Annotated in this window: 16 protein-coding genes, 1 tRNA gene and 1 pseudogene; 8 read left to right on the forward strand and 10 right to left on the reverse strand. The window is 47.1% G+C overall.

Going from position 1 to position 20131, the window contains the following annotated elements:
- Positions 1-59: 59 nt before the first annotated feature.
- From IQ257_RS23445 to IQ257_RS23455, 3 genes are all read right to left on the reverse strand, one after another.
- Positions 60-272 carry a hypothetical protein gene (locus tag IQ257_RS23445; protein WP_193933261.1) on the reverse strand — a complete coding sequence of 71 codons (213 nt, stop codon included), beginning with the start codon at positions 270-272 and terminating at the stop codon, positions 60-62.
- 124 nt (positions 273-396) lie between these two features.
- Complete coding sequence (locus tag IQ257_RS23450) at positions 397-705, reverse strand: PEP-CTERM sorting domain-containing protein (RefSeq protein ID WP_193933263.1); 309 nt, start codon at positions 703-705, stop codon at positions 397-399.
- Positions 706-732: 27 nt separating this feature from the next.
- The gene (locus IQ257_RS23455; RefSeq protein WP_193879799.1) at positions 733-963 is read right to left on the reverse strand and encodes a hypothetical protein; all 231 of its coding nucleotides are present in this window, start codon (positions 961-963) and stop codon (positions 733-735) included.
- 392 nt (positions 964-1355) lie between these two features.
- On the opposite strand from IQ257_RS23455, the gene IQ257_RS23460 reads away from it, so the two are divergent.
- From IQ257_RS23460 to IQ257_RS23470, 3 genes are all read left to right on the forward strand, one after another.
- Complete coding sequence (locus IQ257_RS23460; protein WP_193879802.1) at positions 1356-1679, forward strand: hypothetical protein; 324 nt, start codon at positions 1356-1358, stop codon at positions 1677-1679.
- A gap of 144 nt (positions 1680-1823) precedes the next feature.
- A complete protein-coding gene (locus IQ257_RS23465; protein WP_193879805.1) occupies positions 1824-3902 on the forward strand; it encodes a dynamin family protein in 2079 nt (692 codons plus the stop codon).
- 70 nt (positions 3903-3972) lie between these two features.
- Complete coding sequence (locus IQ257_RS23470; protein ID WP_193879807.1) at positions 3973-6051, forward strand: dynamin family protein; 2079 nt, start codon at positions 3973-3975, stop codon at positions 6049-6051.
- 188 nt (positions 6052-6239) lie between these two features.
- On the opposite strand, the gene IQ257_RS23475 is transcribed toward IQ257_RS23470, so the two are convergent.
- The 3 genes from IQ257_RS23475 to IQ257_RS23485 are packed head-to-tail and all read right to left on the reverse strand — an operon-like array spanning position 6240 to position 12779.
- Entirely contained in the window at positions 6240-6767 is a 528-nt protein-coding gene (locus IQ257_RS23475; protein ID WP_193879810.1) for a hypothetical protein, read from the reverse strand.
- Positions 6764-7495, reverse strand: coding sequence for a hypothetical protein (locus IQ257_RS23480; RefSeq protein ID WP_193879812.1), 732 nt, complete (start codon positions 7493-7495; stop codon positions 6764-6766). Before IQ257_RS23480 ends, IQ257_RS23475 begins: the two co-directional genes overlap by 4 nt.
- Positions 7488-12779: a tetratricopeptide repeat protein gene (locus tag IQ257_RS23485; protein ID WP_193879815.1), complete on the reverse strand. Its 5292-nt coding sequence runs from the start codon at positions 12777-12779 to the stop codon at positions 7488-7490. The genes IQ257_RS23480 and IQ257_RS23485 overlap by 8 nt, the downstream gene beginning before the upstream one ends.
- Positions 12780-13086: 307 nt before the next feature.
- Between IQ257_RS23485 and IQ257_RS23490 the strand changes: the two genes are divergently transcribed.
- On the forward strand, positions 13087-13371 hold the full coding sequence (locus IQ257_RS23490) for a hypothetical protein (protein WP_228060964.1): 285 nt from the start codon (positions 13087-13089) through the stop codon (positions 13369-13371).
- Here IQ257_RS23490 and xseA read toward each other — a convergent pair whose 3' ends face one another.
- Entirely contained in the window at positions 13372-14604 is a 1233-nt protein-coding gene (gene xseA / locus IQ257_RS23495; RefSeq protein ID WP_193881964.1) for an exodeoxyribonuclease VII large subunit, read from the reverse strand. It lies immediately after the preceding gene.
- 321 nt (positions 14605-14925) lie between these two features.
- Here xseA and recA point away from each other — a divergent pair, with 321 nt between their 5' ends.
- A complete protein-coding gene (gene recA / locus IQ257_RS23500) occupies positions 14926-15999 on the forward strand; it encodes a recombinase RecA (RefSeq protein WP_193881967.1) in 1074 nt (357 codons plus the stop codon).
- A gap of 70 nt (positions 16000-16069) precedes the next feature.
- Here the strand turns inward: recA and IQ257_RS23505 are convergent, their stop codons facing one another.
- Both IQ257_RS23505 and IQ257_RS23510 read right to left on the reverse strand, forming a co-directional pair.
- Positions 16070-16813, reverse strand: coding sequence for an FHA domain-containing protein (locus tag IQ257_RS23505; RefSeq protein WP_193881970.1), 744 nt, complete (start codon positions 16811-16813; stop codon positions 16070-16072).
- A 187-nt stretch (positions 16814-17000) separates the two neighbouring features.
- Positions 17001-17300 carry a DUF3493 domain-containing protein gene (locus tag IQ257_RS23510; protein ID WP_193881973.1) on the reverse strand — a complete coding sequence of 100 codons (300 nt, stop codon included), beginning with the start codon at positions 17298-17300 and terminating at the stop codon, positions 17001-17003.
- 162 nt (positions 17301-17462) lie between these two features.
- Here IQ257_RS23510 and IQ257_RS23515 point away from each other — a divergent pair.
- Positions 17463-17534: transfer RNA gene (locus IQ257_RS23515), tRNA-Thr, on the forward strand.
- A 98-nt stretch (positions 17535-17632) separates the two neighbouring features.
- Here the strand turns inward: IQ257_RS23515 and IQ257_RS23520 are convergent.
- A complete protein-coding gene (locus IQ257_RS23520; RefSeq protein WP_193881976.1) occupies positions 17633-18943 on the reverse strand; it encodes a homoserine dehydrogenase in 1311 nt (436 codons plus the stop codon).
- 326 nt (positions 18944-19269) lie between these two features.
- Between IQ257_RS23520 and efp the strand changes: the two genes are divergently transcribed.
- Positions 19270-19827, forward strand: a complete 558-nt coding sequence (efp, locus tag IQ257_RS23525) for an elongation factor P (RefSeq protein ID WP_193933264.1) — start codon at positions 19270-19272, stop codon at positions 19825-19827.
- 175 nt (positions 19828-20002) lie between these two features.
- Positions 20003-20131: pseudogene (locus tag IQ257_RS31660) on the forward strand (acetyl-CoA carboxylase, biotin carboxyl carrier protein); the annotation flags it as partial.

The following is a 20131-nucleotide window of genomic DNA, read 5'->3' on the forward strand; positions in this document are numbered from 1 at the left end:
AGTTTTGTCAGTCAACCAGGAATAAACCCTCTAATTAACTAGAGGGTTTTCAGCTTACATTAACAACCGAGTGGTAGAGTCGGTCCAATAGGACCTGTGGGAGGAGGAAGAGGGGAAATTATAAGAGGAGGAGGAGGCGGGGGTGGTGGAAAACCGCTACCTGGTTCGCTTGGAAACATTCCCCCTGTGATAGTTTCTGTTTCTTCCTCATCAAGTTGAGAAAACAGGTTAGAGTCATCGGAATCGAGATTGGAAATCGTAATATTAGTCATTTGAAACCTCAAGGTATAGAACTGCGTGAGCTGTCAAGTACTACTCCGAGCTAAGTTCCCTTTTTTATGCTTGGTGTAGATTTTCTTAACAAATTTTTACGTTTAACTTTGGCATTCCTTGCACTCAAACTTGCTTTCGCTTGAGCGTTGTCCCGGTTGCCACCGCACCAACGACTAAAAGGCTCAAAATGCTGGTGGGTTCTGGGACAGATTCTGTGTCATCGTCTAGCCGAGTAAAGGTCAAATTAATGTCTTCAGTTGTAACACTGGAGCTGCCAATAGTGATAACGTTAGCGTTTGGGCTGACTCCAGCTCGAAATGAAGCACCATTCAATTCACTCGAATTGAAGAAAAGTGTGGCATCCGTTACGGCAGGAGGGGTATTATTACTACCAAATGAAAGAAAATCGAATGCAACTAGATTTCCATCCAACACAGTCCAAATGTTGTCAGATGGGTTTCAGACATACTCGCCAATGCCGAAACCTGCGGTGTTGCTAAGTACTTCAACGCTAGTTGCAGCTCCAGTTCCTTCCTCTAAACCTCGGATTAAACCTGTTACAGTTCCATTCCCATTCAACGCATTTTCAAAGGAAAAGCCAAAATCAATGGCAGCAGCGGGCATGGCTAGGAGAGTCGTTCCGATTACACCAGTACCTAACGCTAAGAAGGTTTGCTCTAGAAACTTCATAATTGTCTTAGTTGTTCAAAAAATATCACTGAGATTCGGTTAGTCGGCAACAACTTAACCTTTCACCTGTTTCTCTGATTCCGGTTGCAGACTTTACGCACAACTCCGATTTTTGTTACACTTCTTTATACTTCTGACGAGCTGCTAAGGTTCTATAACCTGAAATCTCCACCATTGCGATGTATATTGGGATTTTCTAAAATTCTCTGTTCCCTACTCCCCATTCCTAAGGGTTTTGCAACTTAAAGTTTCTTAACTCCCTCTAGCCAATGCCGGATTTCTGAGGTTAGATTTGTAAGAAACTTCCTGAACGGAGTAGTCTGGAGCGCCCAGTGCCGCTAAACCATCCCTAGTCCGTTAATCCCTTACACGTCCAAAGCGGGTGAACCTAGATGACTTCTAACGATGAGACAAACCGGGAGCTTCAGCGCAAGGAGCAAGAGCTGAAAAAGCGAGAGCAGGCACTCCGGCTTCGGGAATTAGAAGCGGAAATTAACCAACCGCCACTCCATCAAACCGTTAAGCACGAGCAGCCTGAGGGGAAGCTGCAACGATGGAGCCGGAAGATGTTATTGGTTGGCAAATTTTTAGCCTTTGTGGTGACTGCCTATGTGGTGGTTCGGATCAGTACAATAATCGCGGGTATCATGATCGTCAGCGTTATCGGCTTTATCGGCTACAAAATTTTCTTAGAAGGCGATCGCACTAAACGCTAATTCGGATAGTAACGCCAGCAGGGGCAACTTTACCAGTATTTTTCCTAATTTACAAAACTAGACCAGATTCGAGACTGTCCACTCCAAGGCAACAGGAGCGTTGTGAGGGAGCTAGAAAAAATAAACGAGTAGGTAACAACGTCTATGAACTACACCGTTGACAGTAGCAGCTTCCTCAAGGATTTAGATCGAGTTGCGAGAATCCGCCATCAAGTTGCCGATCATCTGAGTCAAATCGCCCAAACTCTCAACCAAGCTGAACTCGAAGGAGAAGAGGCATCAGGTAAATTAGCTCTAGAACGAGAGAGCGAAGATATCAGTATTGCCAGTGAAAATTTACGGCAGGGCGTATTTCGGCTCTTAGTCTTAGGAGACTTGAAACGGGGAAAAAGTACCTTTCTCAATGCCTTAATTGGCGAGAACTTACTCCCGTCTGACGTGAACCCCTGTACAGCATTACTAACGGTTTTGCGTTACGGCGCTCAAAAAAAAGTAACGGTTTATTTTAAAGGGGAAAGACCTGCCGAACAGCTAGAGTTTACAGCATTTAAACAAAAATATACCATCGACCCAACCGAGGCTAAAAAACTCGAAGAGGAAAAAAAGCAAGCCTTTCCTGATGTTGCCTATGCCGTTGTTGAATACCCCTTACCCTTGTTAGAAAAGGGTATCGAAATTGTTGATAGTCCGGGACTGAACGATACGGAAGCGAGAAACGAACTATCTCTTAACTATATCAACAACTGCCATGCGATTCTATTTGTATTTAGGGCAATGCAGCCTTGTACCCTGGCAGAACGCCGCTATCTAGAAAACTACATTAAAAGTCGTGGGTTATCGGTTTTCTTTTTAATTAATGCCTGGGATGAAATTCGTAAGGGATTGATTGATCCTGAGAACGCTGAAGAATTGCAAGAAGCCCAGGATAAACTGCGTCAAGTGTTCCGCACAAACTTGGCAGATTACTGTCAGGTGAACGGACATGATATTTATAACGAACGAGTCTTTGAAGTTTCTTCCCTAGAAGCACTGCGGCAACAGTTGAAAAATCCAGAGGATTCCCTGGAGGGTACGGGTTTTCCAGAATTTACAGCCGCCCTCAATACCTTTTTAACCCAAGAACGAGCTGTTGCTCAATTGCGGCAAGCTAGAACTCTGGCGCGTCAAACCTACACTCGCATCCATGAAGCGGTAGAACGCCGCATTCCTTTGCTAGATCGGGATGTTGAAGAGTTGCAAAGCCGGATTCGTTCCGTTGAACCGGAATTTGAACAACTAACCGAGATTCGCGATCGCTTCCAGGATGAGATTAGAACGAGTCGGGATCGTCAGGCAAGAGCGATCGCAGATTCGTTTCGCACTTATAGTCTAAATCTCGGCAATACCTTTGACTCAGATTTCTTGCGCTATCAGCCCGATATCGGGTTTCTGGAGTTCCTGCAAAAGGACAAGCGGGACGAGTTTAACGCAGCATTCAAGCAGGCATTCGAGCAGTATATCAATGATAAGATTGCCGAGTGGGAGCTCACAGCCGAACAGCAAATGCGGGAGGCTTTTTCACAATTGGCAAAGAGTGCGGCGAATTACGGGGCAACCTACAATCAGGTTGTTGATACGATGACTCAGAAGTTAATTGGGCAGGCGGTACATCCCGGTATGGCTGTTGATGCTGATGAAGATTCTCCAGCTTGGACAAAGTGGGCAATGGGATTTTTCTCCCTAGCTTCAGGTAACGTTGCGGGTGTGGCTTTGGCGGCGGTTGGATTTGACTGGAAAAATATCCTAGTCAACTGGTTAGCGGCAATTGGGATTACTAGTTTTTTAGCGATTTTTACGGGAATGTTTTTCGGTCCAGTGGGAATTGCGTTGATGGGTTTAGGGGTTGGGACGTTGCAAGCAGAAGAAGGTCGGAAAAAATTTATTACAGTGACTAAAAAAGAGTTTGTCAAATACCTGCCTCAGCTAGCCCAGGAGCAATGGCAATCGATTCATCAAACCGTTAAAGACTGTTTTGATGCCTATGAACGAGAAGTCACCAAGCGGATTGATGATGATATTAAGTCTCGCAAAGCGGAGTTAGAGAATCTCCTCGAACAAAAGAAATCGGGTGAAATTAATCGGGAAACGGAGTTAAAGCGCTTGAAAGCTTTGGATGCAGAAGTGTTATCCGAATGCCAAAAGATTGAGTCAGAATATGAGGGCTTACTGTCCTCCCCAGCCTAGAATTTAATTAACTGTAGGGGTGGGTATTGCTCACCCTAATTATTGGGTCATTCGCTAAGGTGTACTTAAGATGAGTTACAAAATTGAAACGGAGAGTTTCATCAACAGCTTAGATCGAGTTGCTAGAGTGCGATCGCAAGTTGCCAGTTGTCTGGGGATGATGGCTCAAACCCTAGAGCAAGGAGAATCCGAAGGCAAGCAGACTTCTGGGAAATTGGGATTAGAACGGGATATTGAAGACCTAACGAAAGCCAGTAAAAACTTAAAGCAGGGAGTCTTTCGCCTATTGGTGTTGGGCGATATGAAACGGGGTAAGAGTACGTTTCTCAATGCTTTAATTGGCGAGAACTTATTACCCAGTGACGTGAATCCATGCACGGCATTACTTACAGTTTTGCGCTATGGCTCGCAAAAGAAAGTAACTGTTTACTTTAATGATAGTACACCACCGGAAGACATTGATTTTAAAAGTTTCAAGCAGCGCTATACCATCGATCCGGCTGAAGCGAAGAAACTAGAACAACAGAAGAAGCAGGCTTTTCCTAATGTGGACTATGCGGTAGTGGAATATCCCTTACCTCTACTAGAAAAGGGAATTGAAATTGTAGACAGCCCCGGACTGAACGATACAGAAGCCCGGAACGAACTCTCTCTCGGTTATATCAATAATTGCCACGCGATTCTCTTTGTTCTGCGAGCAACACAACCTTGTACTTTAGCCGAACGCCGCTATCTAGAAAATTATATTAAAGGTCGAGGCTTGTCGGTTTTCTTTTTAATTAATGCTTGGGATCAAATCCGCGACAGTTTAATCGATCCAGATGATATGGAAGAACTGGCAGAAGCTGAGGGGAGATTGCGGCGCGTATTCCAGGCTAATTTGGCAGAGTATTGCCAAGTGGAGAATCACGATATTTATGACGAACGGGTATTTGAGATTTCAGCCATTAAAGCCTTACGTTTACGGGTAAAAAATCCTAAAGCGTCCCTCGGTGGGACAGGATTCCCAGAGTTTTTAGGTGCATTAAGTACGTTTTTGACCAAGGAACGGGCAATTGCGGAATTTCGGCAAGCGAGAATCTTAGCGCGTCAGGGTAACAGTCATGTTCGGGAAGCCATTGAACGCCGCATTCCCTTGCTAGAACAAGATGTGCAGGAATTGAAAGAACGAATTAATTCGGTAGAACCGGAATTTAAAAAGCTCAAGGAGATTTGTGAGCAATTTAAGGACGAAATTAAATCGGTTCGGGATAGTAAGGCAAAGGCGGTTGCCGATTCGTTTAGCGCCTATGTCTTGGATTTAGGTAATACCTTTGAAACCGATTTCTTGCGCTACCAACCTGAACTGAGATTTATGGATTTTTTAAATGCAGGCAGGCGAGAAGCGTTTGAGTCAGCACTCGCACAGGGGTTTGAGCGTTATGTGAATGACAAGCTATCCGCATGGAGTCTTACCGCTGAAAAAGAGATGGATTCTGCCTTTTCCCAGCTATCCCAGAGCGCCGCAAGTTATGGGGCATCTTACAGCAAGGTAACAGATAAAATTACCGAAAAACTAACCGGACGAAAGATAGCTCCTCCGATGGGTTCTACGGCTGAGGATAACTCTCCTACTTGGGCGAAGTGGGCAGCAGGATTGTTTTCCTTGGCAAGGGGAAATATTGCTGGTGTAGCCATGGCAGGGGCGGGTTTTGATTGGAAAAATATCGTCCTCAACTTCATCACCGTCATGGGAGTTGGTGCCATGATTACTGCTGTTTCGGGAGTGGTTTTAGGTCCCGTGGGACTGGCATTATTGGGTTTGGGGGTTGGTGTTGTGCAGGCAGATAAAGCGCGGAAAGAGTTAGTAAAAGCTGCTAAAAAAGAGTTGGTAAAATATCTGCCCCAGGTGGCACGGGAGCAATGGCAACCCATTCACGATACTGTTAAAGAATGTTTCGATGTGTACGAACGAGAAGTCACGGAGCGCATGAATGATGATATTAAGGCTCGTAAATCTGAGTTGGATAATTTAATCGCGCAAAAAGAATCTCATGAAATTAATAACGGTGCTGAATTAGAGCGGTTGAAAAAATTGGAAGGTGATGTTTCTGCCGAATTGGAAACCATTGAGGTAGCCTATCAGGATTTGTTGGTTGGGGCGAGTTAAATTTTCAAGAATGAAGGATGAAGAAGAAAATGGAGAGTTGAGTGGCAACGGATTGGGTAACGGATGTTTGTCAGTGCCATTCGTTTATAGAGGAGTTTAAGCGCTGCTACGCTGCCAACTGTCTAATCTACAAGTGATGCCAATACAAGTCTACTTCTCTATGGCATGAAGACAGCGATTAGAAGTAGTTAAGGCTTGTCTTGCTCTTTTTCGTTAGATTTCTTGTTAAGCAGTGCTACGCCTCCGCCTCCACCAAGTAGACCTAAAGAACCTGTGAATACTTTATCCGCCAAGCCGGAGTCTCTTGAGAAGGTGGCATATCCCAGGGATGCAAGAAAAGCAATGGTGAAGGTAGCAATAATTAATCGAATGTTATTTTTGGTTGCTACATCAGCTTTGGTTTGACGCTCTTCACCCTTGAGTGCTAATTCGTGCTTATGATTGATCTCTTTCTCTCGCAAAGATAGCTCTACTTGTTGTAGAGCCAGTTCTTGAGAGCGGCGCTCAAACTCTAATTCGATGATTTTATCAACAGCACTTCTATCGCCCTCTGCAAGTTGCGATTGCAATGCCTGATAGAGCAAGCTCTTGAGCGAACTATCTTGTGGCTCTGGGGGATATCGAAGTGTTGAGACTGTAAGGGTATTGTCTTGAGTCGGGGTTGGATTGGGTTGTTCGCTAGAGGTACCAGGAGGAACAGGTTGATCATTGATCATAGTCTTAGGTTTTGGCAAAAGTCGTTTAGGTAGCGGGTTGCAATGTATGCGGCATGACGGGCTGCATAGTTCTCGTCCTGATACATGATCAAATAGGCATCGGCTTCGTCGGGCTGCGGACGATCTGGTATAAGTACCCATCCTGGATTTAATCGCTTCAATTCATCAAGGTACTTCTGATAGTTTTGCCGATCGCGATCGCTGGCATTAGCTGCTAGCACAATCCGATGAATGTCAGGAGGGGCGGCTTGAGCAGGTGGCAACTTAGCAGCAGCGGTTGTAGAGGACGTAACGTTTGTTGGTGTAGCGGCAGCAGGTTCGGAGCCTTCATGTTCTGGGCTGTTGTTTGATGCTGTAGGGACTAATTCAGGGTGTTCTTTTGCCAGTCGGAAAACGTCTTGTGTGGTAAGTACTGAATTATCAGAACGCAAAATTGCTTTAGCGATGCGGGTCAGACTTTCAGTAGGCTCTATTGTGTCGTTACTGTTTGGTGCGGACAAAAATTTTTGACGCTGCCAACCCTGGCGTTGTAGTGCAATGCGCTCAGACTGGTAAGCTGCATACAAGGGTGGATGAGTTTTGGCTAGGGCAGCCAATTCAGTAACGTGTTGCTCCAGGTTTTCAGCGATCGCCTGTAGCCGCTGTTGAACCTCATTGGGCAAGGGTGCCGATTGTTTGGCTAGAGCGGCTAGAAATGCTTCCAGGGTGAGAATTTCAAGATCATTCATGGCTGACAGGGTACCCAGTTAGGATAAAGGCTGCCCAGTAGTAAGGATGGTCATACGGACATCGCTCTGGTTCCAGAGTACTTAAAATTGCCAGTTCTGTCTCAAGAAACTCCTGAAGATTGCTATCAGTAGAGAACTCCTGTATCCAGGTTTTATGGTCTTGTATTAACGCCTCCACCGTGACGGTGCGGAGCCAAGTCTGGCTGTGGTGAAATGCCTGGGGAATCGGAACGCCTTGGCGAAGTTGCTGATAGAACTGGAGGATAAATAGGGCGCTGGCAGATGATTCGATTGTCCAGAGGGTGCTGAGAACGTAGGGAATTTGGTGGGACAAAAAGGCGCTGACAATACCAACATATTCGGTGGTGATGGTTCGGTTGCCAGTAATCGCAGTTTCACAACTGGCAAGGCTGACCAGTTGGCAAGTTTGAAGAGGTGGTTTCAGTTCATAAATCTCTTCAACTGTCAATAAATCCTTGCCTTGCAGAGCCAGGGCAGACTGGGCGGGTTGAGCGACGTTGTAACTAGCATGACCGTTAAAGTGGATCACGGCATAGGGCTGAGTCAGTGCTTGCTTAACCATCGCCTGAGTTGCCTGAGTGCCAGGAATCGTAGTTAGTTGTGACATCTGGCGACAAAGCAGCGCAGACTCGGCGGCGGCGTGATAGAGAGGCGAAAGGTCTTGATGTTGGGGGGCTTCGATGCTGAGACAGGGTACGGTTTGCAGGTTGAGGGGTGGGGTTGAGCGAAGACAACTGCCCAGTTGCAAACTCGGCAAAACTGTCATGGAACGAGTAGGGTTTTCAGGAAATACAGCCGCTAGGGGCAAACGATGTAGATCACGGTGGGGAACCAGGATGAGTTGGGAAATACCACCCAGATGCCTGTTAATTTGAGCAATATCCAGTAAATCTGCTAGCTCAGAAAGCATAGTGGACAGATTGTTGTGCCACGTTTCGTTTCGATCAGGGTTGGTTTTGTCTTTGCCGATGTATTCAGCGTAGGTCTGGTTCCAGTTTTTGAGCCAGTTTTCCAGTTGGTTGACCCGCCGGATACCCGCTTGGCTATTGTCCGTAGCGCAACTGATTACCGTAGGTTGTACTCTGTCCCAGCGCAGGATAAAGGTGGTGAGGGCATCGGGGCTGAGGTGCCAGTAGACAATGGCGGTGTCTGGACGGAGTAACTGCCGCATGGCATCGTAGGTGACAGTGGGAATGTCGTCTGGATCTTGCCAGCGCAACAGCCAGGTCATCAGCCAATTCTTGTCCAATTCGGCAGTTTCTAGCGCTTTAACAAGTTCCCCTTGCTGAACCAGTAAATCAACAGTGGCTTGCCCAAAGCTGGCAAATTGCAATCCCAGTCGTTGCTTCTGGGGTTCAGAAACAGCCTCACGCAGCAGTCGGAGAAGGAGTGAGGTTCCTTCGCGTAGCAGCGCACCCACCGTTCCATCATTGGTTTGTAAGGCGTGATGGGTGCGAATCAGGAGGGCGAGAACCTCTAGCCGTGCCTGGGGAAAGGTGGCTGCTGTAAAAATGTTCAGCGCTTGTTCGTAACAAGCAATGGCTTTGTACCAATAGGGGCGGGGGCTTTCTTGACTATTGCCCCAGAGTCGATGAGCTTCGCCTAACCATTGATGCAGCCTGCCCCAAGCTTCGCTACCCTCTGGAGTGTGCTTAAACCCTTCCTTCATACAAGCCAGACAGCCCTCGTAGCCGCGCAAATCCAGATCTGGGTTTTGTAGTTCTGGGGGCAGGGATTCCGCTACCAAGGTGGGATTGCTCCAACCGTGATTCACATAAAGGTCAGAGTACAACGCAGCAAGCCCCCGACTAATCCAGGCATCGGGAAAGGTCGGTTTAAGACTTAAGGCGTTGTCATAGTTGGAAATCGCCTCTTCATAGCGCCCCAAGTTGGCGAGGGCAACCCCGCGATCATGCCAAGCTGGAGAAAAGTTGGGTTTAAGTTGCAACGCCTGATCGAAGTCAGAAATCGCCTCCTCATAGCGTTCCAATTCACTAAGGGCTGCACCGCGATTGTTCCATGCTTGGGTATCATCTAGGTTGTAGTGCAATGCCTGATCAAAACTGAAGATCGCCTCTTCGTAGCGCCCTAATTCAAGCTGGGCAACACCGCGATTGTTCGACGCTTGAGCATTGTCTGGTTGGTAATTTAATATCTGCTCATAACTGGCGATCGCCTCTTCATAGCGTTCCAATTCAATTAGTGCAAAACCACGATTATCCCAAGCATTAAGGAAATCTGGTTTATAGTGCAATGCTCGATCAAATTGAACAATCGCCTCTTCGTAACGCCTCAAGCTACGCAGGGCGACTCCACAGTTATACAGAGATTCTGGCTCGTCAGCTTTGTACTGGAACGAGCGCTCATAACTGGTGATCGACTCTTCGTAGCGTTTTAATTCAAGTAGTGCTAGTCCACAATTTCTCCACGCAAGTACATTATCAGGTTGATATTGTAACGATCGCTCACAGTCTGCTAGACCCTCTTCATACCTTTCCAACCTCATCAGTGCAAAACCTCGGTTGTTCAAGGCTAGGGCATCATCAGGTTTGTACTGCAATGCTTGATCACAACTAGTAATCGCTTCCTCATAACGTTCCAATCCAGCTAAAGCAGCACCCCGATTTGTCCAGGCAAGGGCAAGGTCGGGCTGATATTGTAATGCCCGAGCACAATCTACTAATGCCTCTTCATAGCGTTCTAAACTGACTAGGGCAAATCCCCGATTCATCCAGGCTTGGGCGAAGTCAGGCTGATACTGTAATGCCTGATCAAGGCTAACAATTGCATCTTCATAGCGACCTAATTCAGCAAGTGCCGTGCCATATTCACGCCAAACTTCGGGATCGTCTGGGCTACACTGCAATGCTTGCTCAAAGCTGGCGATAGACTCTTCATGGCGACCCAAGCGATTCAGGGTAAAACCGCGATTAATCCATGCTTGGGCATAGTCCGGTTGAAGCTGTAGTGCCTGATCATAGTTGGGCAACGCTTCTTCATACCGTTCTAACTGAGATAGGGCAAACCCCTTATTGTTCCAGGCTAGAACAAAGTCAGGTTGATATTGCAATGCCTGATCGCAAGCTGAAATTGCCTCTTCGTAGCGTTTCAAACTAGCTAAAACAAATCCTCGATTTGACCAGGCTGAAGCAAAGTCAGGCTGATACTGTAATGCCTGATCAAGGCTAACCAGTGCTTCCTCATAACGCCCCAACTGCCCTAGTGCCGCACCACGACTGTCCCAGGCTTGTGGATTGTCCGGTTGATACTGCAATGCCTGATCGAAGCTGGCGATCACCTCTTCGTATCGTTCCAGTTTAGCCAGCAAAATACCGCGATTGCTCCAAGCTTGGGCATAATCAGGCTTATACTCTAACGCCTTGTCATAGCTAATCAGTGCTTTTTCATAACGCTCCAAACTTTCCAAAACCGCACCGCGATTGTTCCAAGCTTGGGCATAATTAGGCTTTTCCTCTAACGCCTTGTCATAGCTAATCAATGCTTCCTCAAATCGTTTTAAATTATCGAGTGCAAAACCCCGATCAAGCCAAACAAAGGAGTTATTAGGATTATTGGGATTGAGTTGCAATGCCTGGTCATAACTAGCAACCGCATCCTCATAATGACCCAAGTATCTCAAGGCAAAGCCTTTCACAAACCATCCTATAGCGTTTCCAGATTGGAGTGCGATACTCCTTTCAGCCGATTCTAATGCTTCTTGATAACGCTCACACGTATTGAGAGCAGCCCCACGCTTAATCCAAACCTCAGCCAGATCAGGGTTGAGATGCAAAACTTGATCGTAGTTGACGATCGCTTCCTCATAGCGCTTCAATTCGCTCAAGGCAATACCACGAAGATACCAAGTTCCAACATTGTCTGGTTTATACTGCAATGCTCGGTCACAATCAGCAATCGACTCTTCGTAGCGCCCCAATAAACTCAGTCCTGCACCTCGACGAGCCCAAATATCAGGATCATCTGGTTTATACTGCAATGCCTGATCAAAACTAGCGATCGCCTCCTCAAAGCGTTTTAAGTTGGCAAGTGACGAACCACGATCGCGCCAAGACATAGCATCATTAGGATTCCTTTGCAATGCCTGTTCGTAACTGGCAACAGCATCTTGGTAACGACCTAATTTGTCCAATGCATAACCTTTGACGTACCAGCCGTGAGCCTCTCCAGGCTGAAGGGACATGCACCTTTCCGCAGATTCGAGCGCCTCTTGATATCGTCCAGAGTTGTTGAGTGCTGCTCCCCGACTACTCCACACCCACGATAAATTGGGGTTGAGGTGTAATGCCCGATCATAACTGGCGATCGCCTCTTCATAGCGACCTAAGTTGATCAGCACCCCTCCCCGATTACTCCAAGTTTCGTAGGCATCCGATTTGAGGGTAAGTGCCTGATCGTAGCTTGCGATCACCTCCTCGTAGCGTCCCAATTGATTCAAGGCGAAACCATGATGATTCCAAGCATCAAAATCATCTGGTTTATACTGCAAGGCTTTATCCAAGCTAGTAATTGCCTCTTCATAGCGTCCTAGTTGATTCAGGGCAAAGCCACGATAACTCCAAGAGAATGAATCATCTGGTTTGTACTGTAAAGCTCGGTCAAAACTAGCGATCGCGTCCTCGTAACGCCCCAAGATATTCAGCGAAAAACCACGATAATACCAAGCCTGAGCATTATCTGGTTTGTATTGCAGTGCCTTGTCATAGCTAGCGATCGCCTCTTCATAGCGACCTAAGTTGATCAGCGCCCCTCCCCGATTACTCCAAGTCTCGTAGGCATCTGGTTTGAGGGTAAGTGCCTGATCGTAGTTAGCGATCGCCTCTTTGTAGTGGCGGAAGTGATAGAAGGCACTGCCCCGGTTTACCCAGGCTTCGTAGTAATCGGGTTTAAGTTGGATTGCTGCATCAAAAGCAGCGATCGACTCCTCATAGCGGTCTAAGTCAACCAGGGAATTCCCCAAGTTATTCCAAGCTTCCGGGAAATCAGGTTTGAGGGCGATCGCCTGTTCAAAACTCACCAATGCATTCTGGTGAGCCTCTAGGTCATCCACACAACGACCCTCTGCACTCCAAAGTCTACCGATCTGTCGCCAGATCTCCGCTTTTTGTGTGTTAGAGGATCTATTTTCTAGAAATTGCTGTAACTGAGCAATCTTGGCGTGCCTTTCTTGTGAGTTGAAACGGCAGTAAGTGTCCCAATCCTGATTTCCTAAAATACTTTCCCAATTAGCATCTTGATTTTCCATATCAGTTTTTCTCAGTTACCAAAAATCAGCACTGAACTTGAGAGGACTGCCGTGAAGAGCAATAGCTTATACCAATTTGGTTTGACTTTGGCACAAATGAAACGAGTCTCTACCAGAAAAGGTAACCCTATCCAAATATATTGCCATAAGCGGAAATTTAAGCTGTATAACTCTAGAACTTACGCACCCTAACGGAATTAGGTCATCCTGAGCGATGGCGAAGCCTATCCCAGACATCTGAAATGCTTTACTTTACTGGCTGCACGTATTTCTAGATCGGTTTTTTCCCAACACGCGATCGCCTGGGATGCCTCAAGTTGAGGGATTCCTTCCCAGTTTAATGAGTTGGTGGGAGGGATTTTATGGTTGGATGACGATTACTCTGGCGCTGGTGGTGAGCCAAGGGATTCAGATTATCTTTTTACCTCAGATTAATTCCCTCTACGATACCCTAGCTTGGTGGGATGAACTCAGAGATTTATTCACCCTGCCGACGCTTTATCGGCTGGTTGCGGCGGCGTATCTTTATCAGTTTGAATATTTGGTGCGGCAGCATTTGATGGCGATTGGTTCTAGTCAGTCACCAGAATAATTATTCCATTACTTCTGTTACTTTGACCTTAACTTGCCCTTCACCCAACTGAATCTGCAAGTCTTCACCAACAACTACACTCGCTGCCGATCGCACGATCGCTCCATCTGTTGATCGCACCAGTGCATACCCCCGTTTCAAAACCTGATTCGGATCAAGAGTCGTTAACTTTTGCTGCAGGAATTGGCAGTGCTGATGAGCTTGACGTAAACGCCAGGATGTGTATTGAATTAATTGTTGCCGCTTCTGAGCGATCGCTTTTTGCTCCTGTTGGAGCTGTCGGTCAATCGGCAACCGTCGCAGTCGGTTGTTGAGATGATGCAGTTGAGAACGAGATGCATCCAGCAGGCGAGTCGTCGCCTCATGCAGAATTTGTTGTCGCTGTTGGTGTTCGGCAATCAACGCCGCTAGCTCCGGCACCGCTCGTTCTGCGGCGGCAGTAGGCGTGTGAGCATAGGCATCAGCCACCAAGTCTGCCAGAGATTCATCCCGTTGATGACCGATTCCCGTCAGAACCGGAATGGCACAATTAGCGATCGCTCTGACAACTCCCTCATCATTAAAGCAAGCCAAATCCTCCGATGCACCGCCCCCCCGCGATAAAATCAGCAGTTGCGCTCTGCCATCTCGCTCAACTCGCTCAATTGCCTTAACCATGGACTCCGGTGCAAGTTCACCTTGAACCTGCGCAGGTGACAGCAGAATCTGCAACCCTGGATATCGCTGCCGGAGGGTGCGTTGAATATCACCCCAAGCTGCTGCCTGGGGTGAGGTAACAACCGCAATAATTTGAGGATGAGTCGGCAATAGACGCTTACGTTCTAGAGCAAATAACCCTTCTGCCTGCAATCGGTTGCGGAGTTGATTGTAGCGTAGTGCCTGTAATCCCTCTCCTGCCGGCAGCGCCTGCCACACCATGAGCTTATACTGTCCCCGTTGCGGGTAAACTCGGATACTGCCCAAAACAATAAGCTGTTCTCCCGCTTTGGGTAGCTGCACTAACTTCCCCAGTTGAGAATTCCACACCACACATTGAATCGATGCCTTAGAATCGGGGTCTTGCAGCGTGAAAAACATCCCGCTACGATGCTGATTCGCACTCGATACTTCCCCAATAACCCAGACTTGCCGAAGTTGATCATCCTGCTCTAACAACTCCTGAATGTAGTCTGTTAACCCCGCAACGGATAATGCTGTCTCTGGAATTCCTAAATTGGGGAACGATGGAGTCATAGGCTTGCGAACTAACGTGATGGTGTTATAGTAGTACCTATGTTCTAATTTTGGCTTGGCTGATAGAGTCGAATTTATTGGTTCAGGAGAGTGTTCGTATGCTAATACTGATACTGAATCAACCCAAGAGTCGGTCTTTCCTAGAGAGTTGATTTTAATTTAACGATAGAAGCGCAACTTCTCTCAGTTCAGCGAGAGGAAAGCGATCTTTAAATTATACGAAAAAAAGGCTTCCCCTTCGACTCTTTTGCGGTCGGCGTTAAAATAGAGCAGACTTTTCCCCAACGTTCCACTCATCCCGATACAGTTATCGAGGCGTCAATGGCTACCCAAATCAGCAATAGTCCCGAAAAGGAAAAAGCTCTGAACTTGGTGCTAAACCAGATCGAACGCACCTTTGGTAAAGGCACCATCATGCGGTTGGGCGATGCCACCCGCATGAAAGTAGAAACGATCTCTAGCGGCGCAATCACTCTGGATTTAGCTTTAGGTGGTGGTTTACCCAAAGGGCGCGTTATTGAAATTTACGGACCTGAAAGTTCCGGTAAGACGACTCTTGCCTTACACGCGGTGGCAGAGATACAAAAAAATGGCGGTGTGGCGGCGTTTGTTGATGCCGAACATGCCCTTGATCCGACCTACTCATCGGTGTTGGGGGTTGACATTGCAAACCTCTTGGTTTCCCAGCCTGACAGCGGTGAATCGGCGCTGGAAATTGTTGATCAATTGGTGCGATCGGCAGCCGTGGATATTGTGGTAATCGACTCCGTTGCTGCATTGGTGCCGCGTGCGGAAATTGAAGGTGAAATGGGCGATACCCAAGTAGGCTTGCAGGCACGTCTGATGAGCAAAGCCCTACGCAAAATTGCTGGGAACATTGGCAAGTCTGGCTGCACGGTTATTTTCCTGAACCAGTTGCGTCAAAAAATCGGCATCACCTACGGGTCTCCAGAGGTGACAACTGGCGGTAATGCGCTCAAATTCTATGCGTCGGTGCGCTTGGACATTCGCCGGATTCAAACGCTCAAGAAAGCCAGCGAAGGCGAATACGGTATCCGCGCTAAAGTCAAGGTAGCAAAAAATAAAGTTGCCCCTCCATTCCGAATTGCGGAGTTTGATATTATCTTCGGACAGGGCATTTCCCGATTGGGATGTCTGGTAGACTTGGCTGAACAAACCGGTGTAATTAACCGAAAGGGAGCCTGGTACAGCTACAACGGTGATAATATTGCCCAAGGTCGTGACAACACGGTTAAGTATTTAGAAGAAAATCCCGAATTTTCCGAAAATATTGATCGGCAGGTGCGCGAACAACTCGATATGGGAGCTGTAGTTTCTGCTAATTCGGTCAACCCTACTGAAAACGGCGATGAGGCAGAACTCGAAGAAGAGTAGAGTTGTTGTTTGCGGCGCTCTAAAGCTAAGTTGCTGTTCGCTGGAGTAGACAATAGGGATAGCAACTTAGTCATTTTTTGCCACTCTTCTGAGATTGCTGGTGAATGAAAAAGCGGTCTAATATGTCCGACTGCTGGCGGGAGCTTACCTGAGGAGTCGAATAGTCAGCGCTGAACTCGTCTAGCTCAGATAGCTCCTCCAAAAATCGAGAAGTCTCTTCTTTTTGATGAGGTTGCTGACTTGTGGGTAGAAGTTCTAAGTCTGAATCGGAGGAAGGGAGTTTTGAGGATTGGGGATTAAGGCGTGAGGTTTGCAGTCGCGTTAGAAGTTCTCTAGGGGGAGTCCCTACGGTTTGGGTATTATTGCATAGGAAAAAGGAAAAGGTAAGGTTGCTCAATCGTAAGCGATCGCCATCCTTAAGCAGCATCGGTTCGTGTATGGGTTCCCCATTCACAAAGGAACCGTTGGTACTGTTGAGGTCAATCAAGTAAAAACCGTGGTCTTGAATATACTGAATTACGGCATGATAGCGAGACAAGTGTCGTTCGGGAATCGACATCGCTAACTGACGGGCTCGACCAATCGTCCAGATGCCCTGAGGCTGGAGCAGTGTCTGAGTCTTACTCTCTACGAGGTTAGTAATCAGATAGCTTTGCTCACATTGAATGACACCTGTCACATACCGGGTTGCAAGGCGTGATAATGTTTGTTGATCCGCATTTTCGAGCTGGAGAATTTCATCAAGCAGACTGCGATGGTACTCGTAGAGCTTCAGAAAAACCCGATACAGACCTAGTCGTTGTTCGATTTCCATAAGATAAGATTTGTCCGACCATTTGTTAGACAACCTAGTGCTACTGGGCTTGGGTTTTAACTTCCAGGTAGATCGCTAACTGGAGCAGTCTGAATCTGTGAGCAAAATTCTGGTAAAACATTAATTTCCCAGCTTTGATTGCCCCTACTTCTAAAGATACCAGCATCCTTGGTCAGACCACTGTTGCCTAGGGTTTGCGTTCTGCTCGCTGTTCCAAGCGAAACAGCCAAATCATTAAGGAAACGACACCAATTTGCAGTGCTAAGTTAGGGAGTGCTGTAGCGACTTCTCGACCGGCAGCTATTTGTGTCAAGAATATCATTCCGCCAATAAAGCCAGAAGCGCCAAATGCCAGATAAATAAATTTTCTTAACCCTCGGTAGGGAGCTTTAGCCTCGGCTTTTAGTTTGGCGTATTTTTCTGGGCTGAGTCGTCGCGAGTTGATTTTTGGATTGGACTTGCGGTTTTTTGAGGATGAGTGGGTCATCAGTTTTAGATTTTGTCTCTACAGTTAGGAGTAGGGAGTAGGGAGTGGGTAAGAAAACGATGCTGTACCTCACGACGCTAGGAAACTCTATATACCACTACTGGACTTCTCCAAAAAGAGTTGTTGGTAATACCTGAAAGCTTGCTATATTAGTCAAGTGGTGCCGGTGTAGCTCAGTGGTAGAGCATTCGATTCGTAATCGAACGGTCGGCGGTTCAAATCCGCCCATCGGCTTACCGATAGAAGTGCGAACTCTAACTCATCTGTACCCACCCTCGATCTCCAGATTGAATTCGCCCCGGATCGCTGCTTCGGTCTTCTCACAGCCTCTCTTAGAGTACTCGCAAAATACTGGGAATGCTATCTACTGCCTGCAACGCCTGCATTTCCGCCAGGGCTTGGCGAAAGTTCCCTTCCCGAACATCATGAGTAACAACGACAATTTCTGCCAAATTGTCCCGGAAACCGATTTGCACCACTGATTCTAAACTCACATTATGATTACCGAAACTGGTTCCCAAATGACCAATAACACCAGGAGAGTCTTTAGTGAGAAAACGGGCGTAAAAGCGGGTAACGAGTTCCGAAATCGGAGCGATCGCGCAATAATGCTGATGAGTACAGCTCAATAGGGGATGCAGTCGATGAGACTCTCCAGCCGTTTTCAGCACAGCAGCAATATTTGTAATATCTGAAACGACTGCACTGGCAGTAGGACCTGAACCGGCACCGGGACCAAAAAACATTACCTGCCCAATGGGTTCGCCTTCGACCAAAATTGCATTATAAACCCCGCTAATACTGGCAAGGGGATGGGTTTGGGAGACGAGGGTGGGATGTACTCTCACCTGAAGGGTTTCTGAATCTGAATGCTCCGAGCTTATATTCTCTCGCTGCGCCACGGCTAGTAGTTTAATCACAAATCCCAACTTCTGGGCATAGGCTATATCTGCTGCATTTACCTGACGAATGCCTTCGCAGTACACCTCTTCTAACTTAATCCGTCCGCCAAATGCCAAAGACGCCAGAATCGCTATTTTATCGGCTGCATCTAACCCATCCACATCAGCAGTGGGGTCAGCTTCGGCGTAACCTAGTTTTTGGGCATCAGCGAGGATATCTTTAAATTCCCCCCCCTCGGTTTGCATTCGGGTGAGGATGTAATTGGTTGTGCCGTTAACAATACCCGTAATGCTACGAATTTGATTCACACCCAAGGACTGCTTGAGGGGTTGAATTACTGGAATCCCACCGCCAACGGCTGCTTCTAATAGGACGTAAACTCCTTTCTCTTCTGCTGCTGTGAAAATTTCTGCCCCATATCGGGAAATAACAGCTTTATTGGCAGTAACGATATGCTTACCGTGAGCGATCGCTTTGAGGATGAGCGATCTCGCAGGTTCGAGTCCCCCTAGCACCTCGACGATAATATCAATTTCTGGGTCAGTGACAATAGAGTCTAAATCCGTTGTCATTACTTGGGGGGAGAATTTAACGGATCGGGGTTTATTGAGCGATCGCACTCCGACTCGGTGAATTTCAATCTCATGCAGCAGGGGATGACGCCCAGAGGGTTCTTGTAAAATCTGCGCCGTTCCCGTGCCAACTGTTCCCAGTCCTAGTAAACCAATTTTAAAAGCCACAGCTATTGTCCTGAATCCTAATTATTCTCACATTCCTACTTAGGTAAAGGGTAATCGGTAATGGGTCGGTAACAACAACAGAGGGTACACGGCAAAATACAGATTTTGAGTCTTTCATGCCATTTTTACAGGAAGTACCCCTTAACCCGTTCCCTTTTCCCTTATGCAATAGAGTATAGGGATGTTCCCCAACAGGGGTAAAATAAAGTGCCGAGTGTTTCGGCATCGATAATTTGTTGAGAAGGGAAGCGGCAAACCCCGCCCCGTTTTCCTCTCCTGCGAATTCTCACAGCAATCGCGGGAGTCTCCAGCGGGAAAGAAGAACGATGATTTCTAGTAACGACTTTCGCACTGGTGTCACGATTGAGTTAGAAGGGTCTGTGTGGCGGGTGGTAGAATTTCTCCACGTCAAGCCGGGAAAAGGCTCTGCTTTTGTGCGCACTAAACTGAAAAACGTCCAGACTGGCAGTGTGGTTGAGAAAACCTTTCGGGCGGCGGAAACCGTACCCCAAGCTAATCTGGAAAAACGTACAATGCAGCATACTTATAAAGAAATCGATCAATATGTCTTCATGGATATGGAGACATTTGAGGAAAATCGTCTTAATGAATCTCAGATAGGCGATCGCGTTAAGTATCTCACTGAAGGCATGGAAGTTAACGTGATTACTTGGAACGACCAAGTGCTGGAAGTGGAACTGCCCAATTCTGTAGTATTGGAAGTTACTGAAACCGACCCAGGTGTTAAAGGTGATACGGCTACCGGTGGTACGAAACCCGCTACCGTTTCCACAGGAGCTCAGGTGATGGTCCCTCTATTTATTTCTATCGGAGAGCGGATTAAAATCGACACTCGCAACGATACTTATCTAGGTCGCGACTAAATGGATTACTGGGTAACAAACAGACTTTGGCTGGGTGTCGAAGCGTTGGGCTGTGGTTGGCTGCCATGCCTAGCAAGGATAGATACAAATCAGACACCTCCTCTACCCAATGGGCTGCTTTGACTGCTAAAACACAATTCCACACTTAAAACTCTCCCCTATTCCTAATTTAGTTGTGCCATTAGACATCAACCAACTCCGCGAACTACTAGCCGCGATTGCTCAAACTGACATTGCGGAAGTTACCTTGAAAAGCGCTGACTTTGAATTGACAGTGCGCAAAGGCATACCTGTCTCTTATACA

The organism is Coleofasciculus sp. LEGE 07092 (assembly GCF_015207375.1).
Taxonomy (GTDB): domain Bacteria; phylum Cyanobacteriota; class Cyanobacteriia; order Cyanobacteriales; family Coleofasciculaceae; genus LEGE-07092.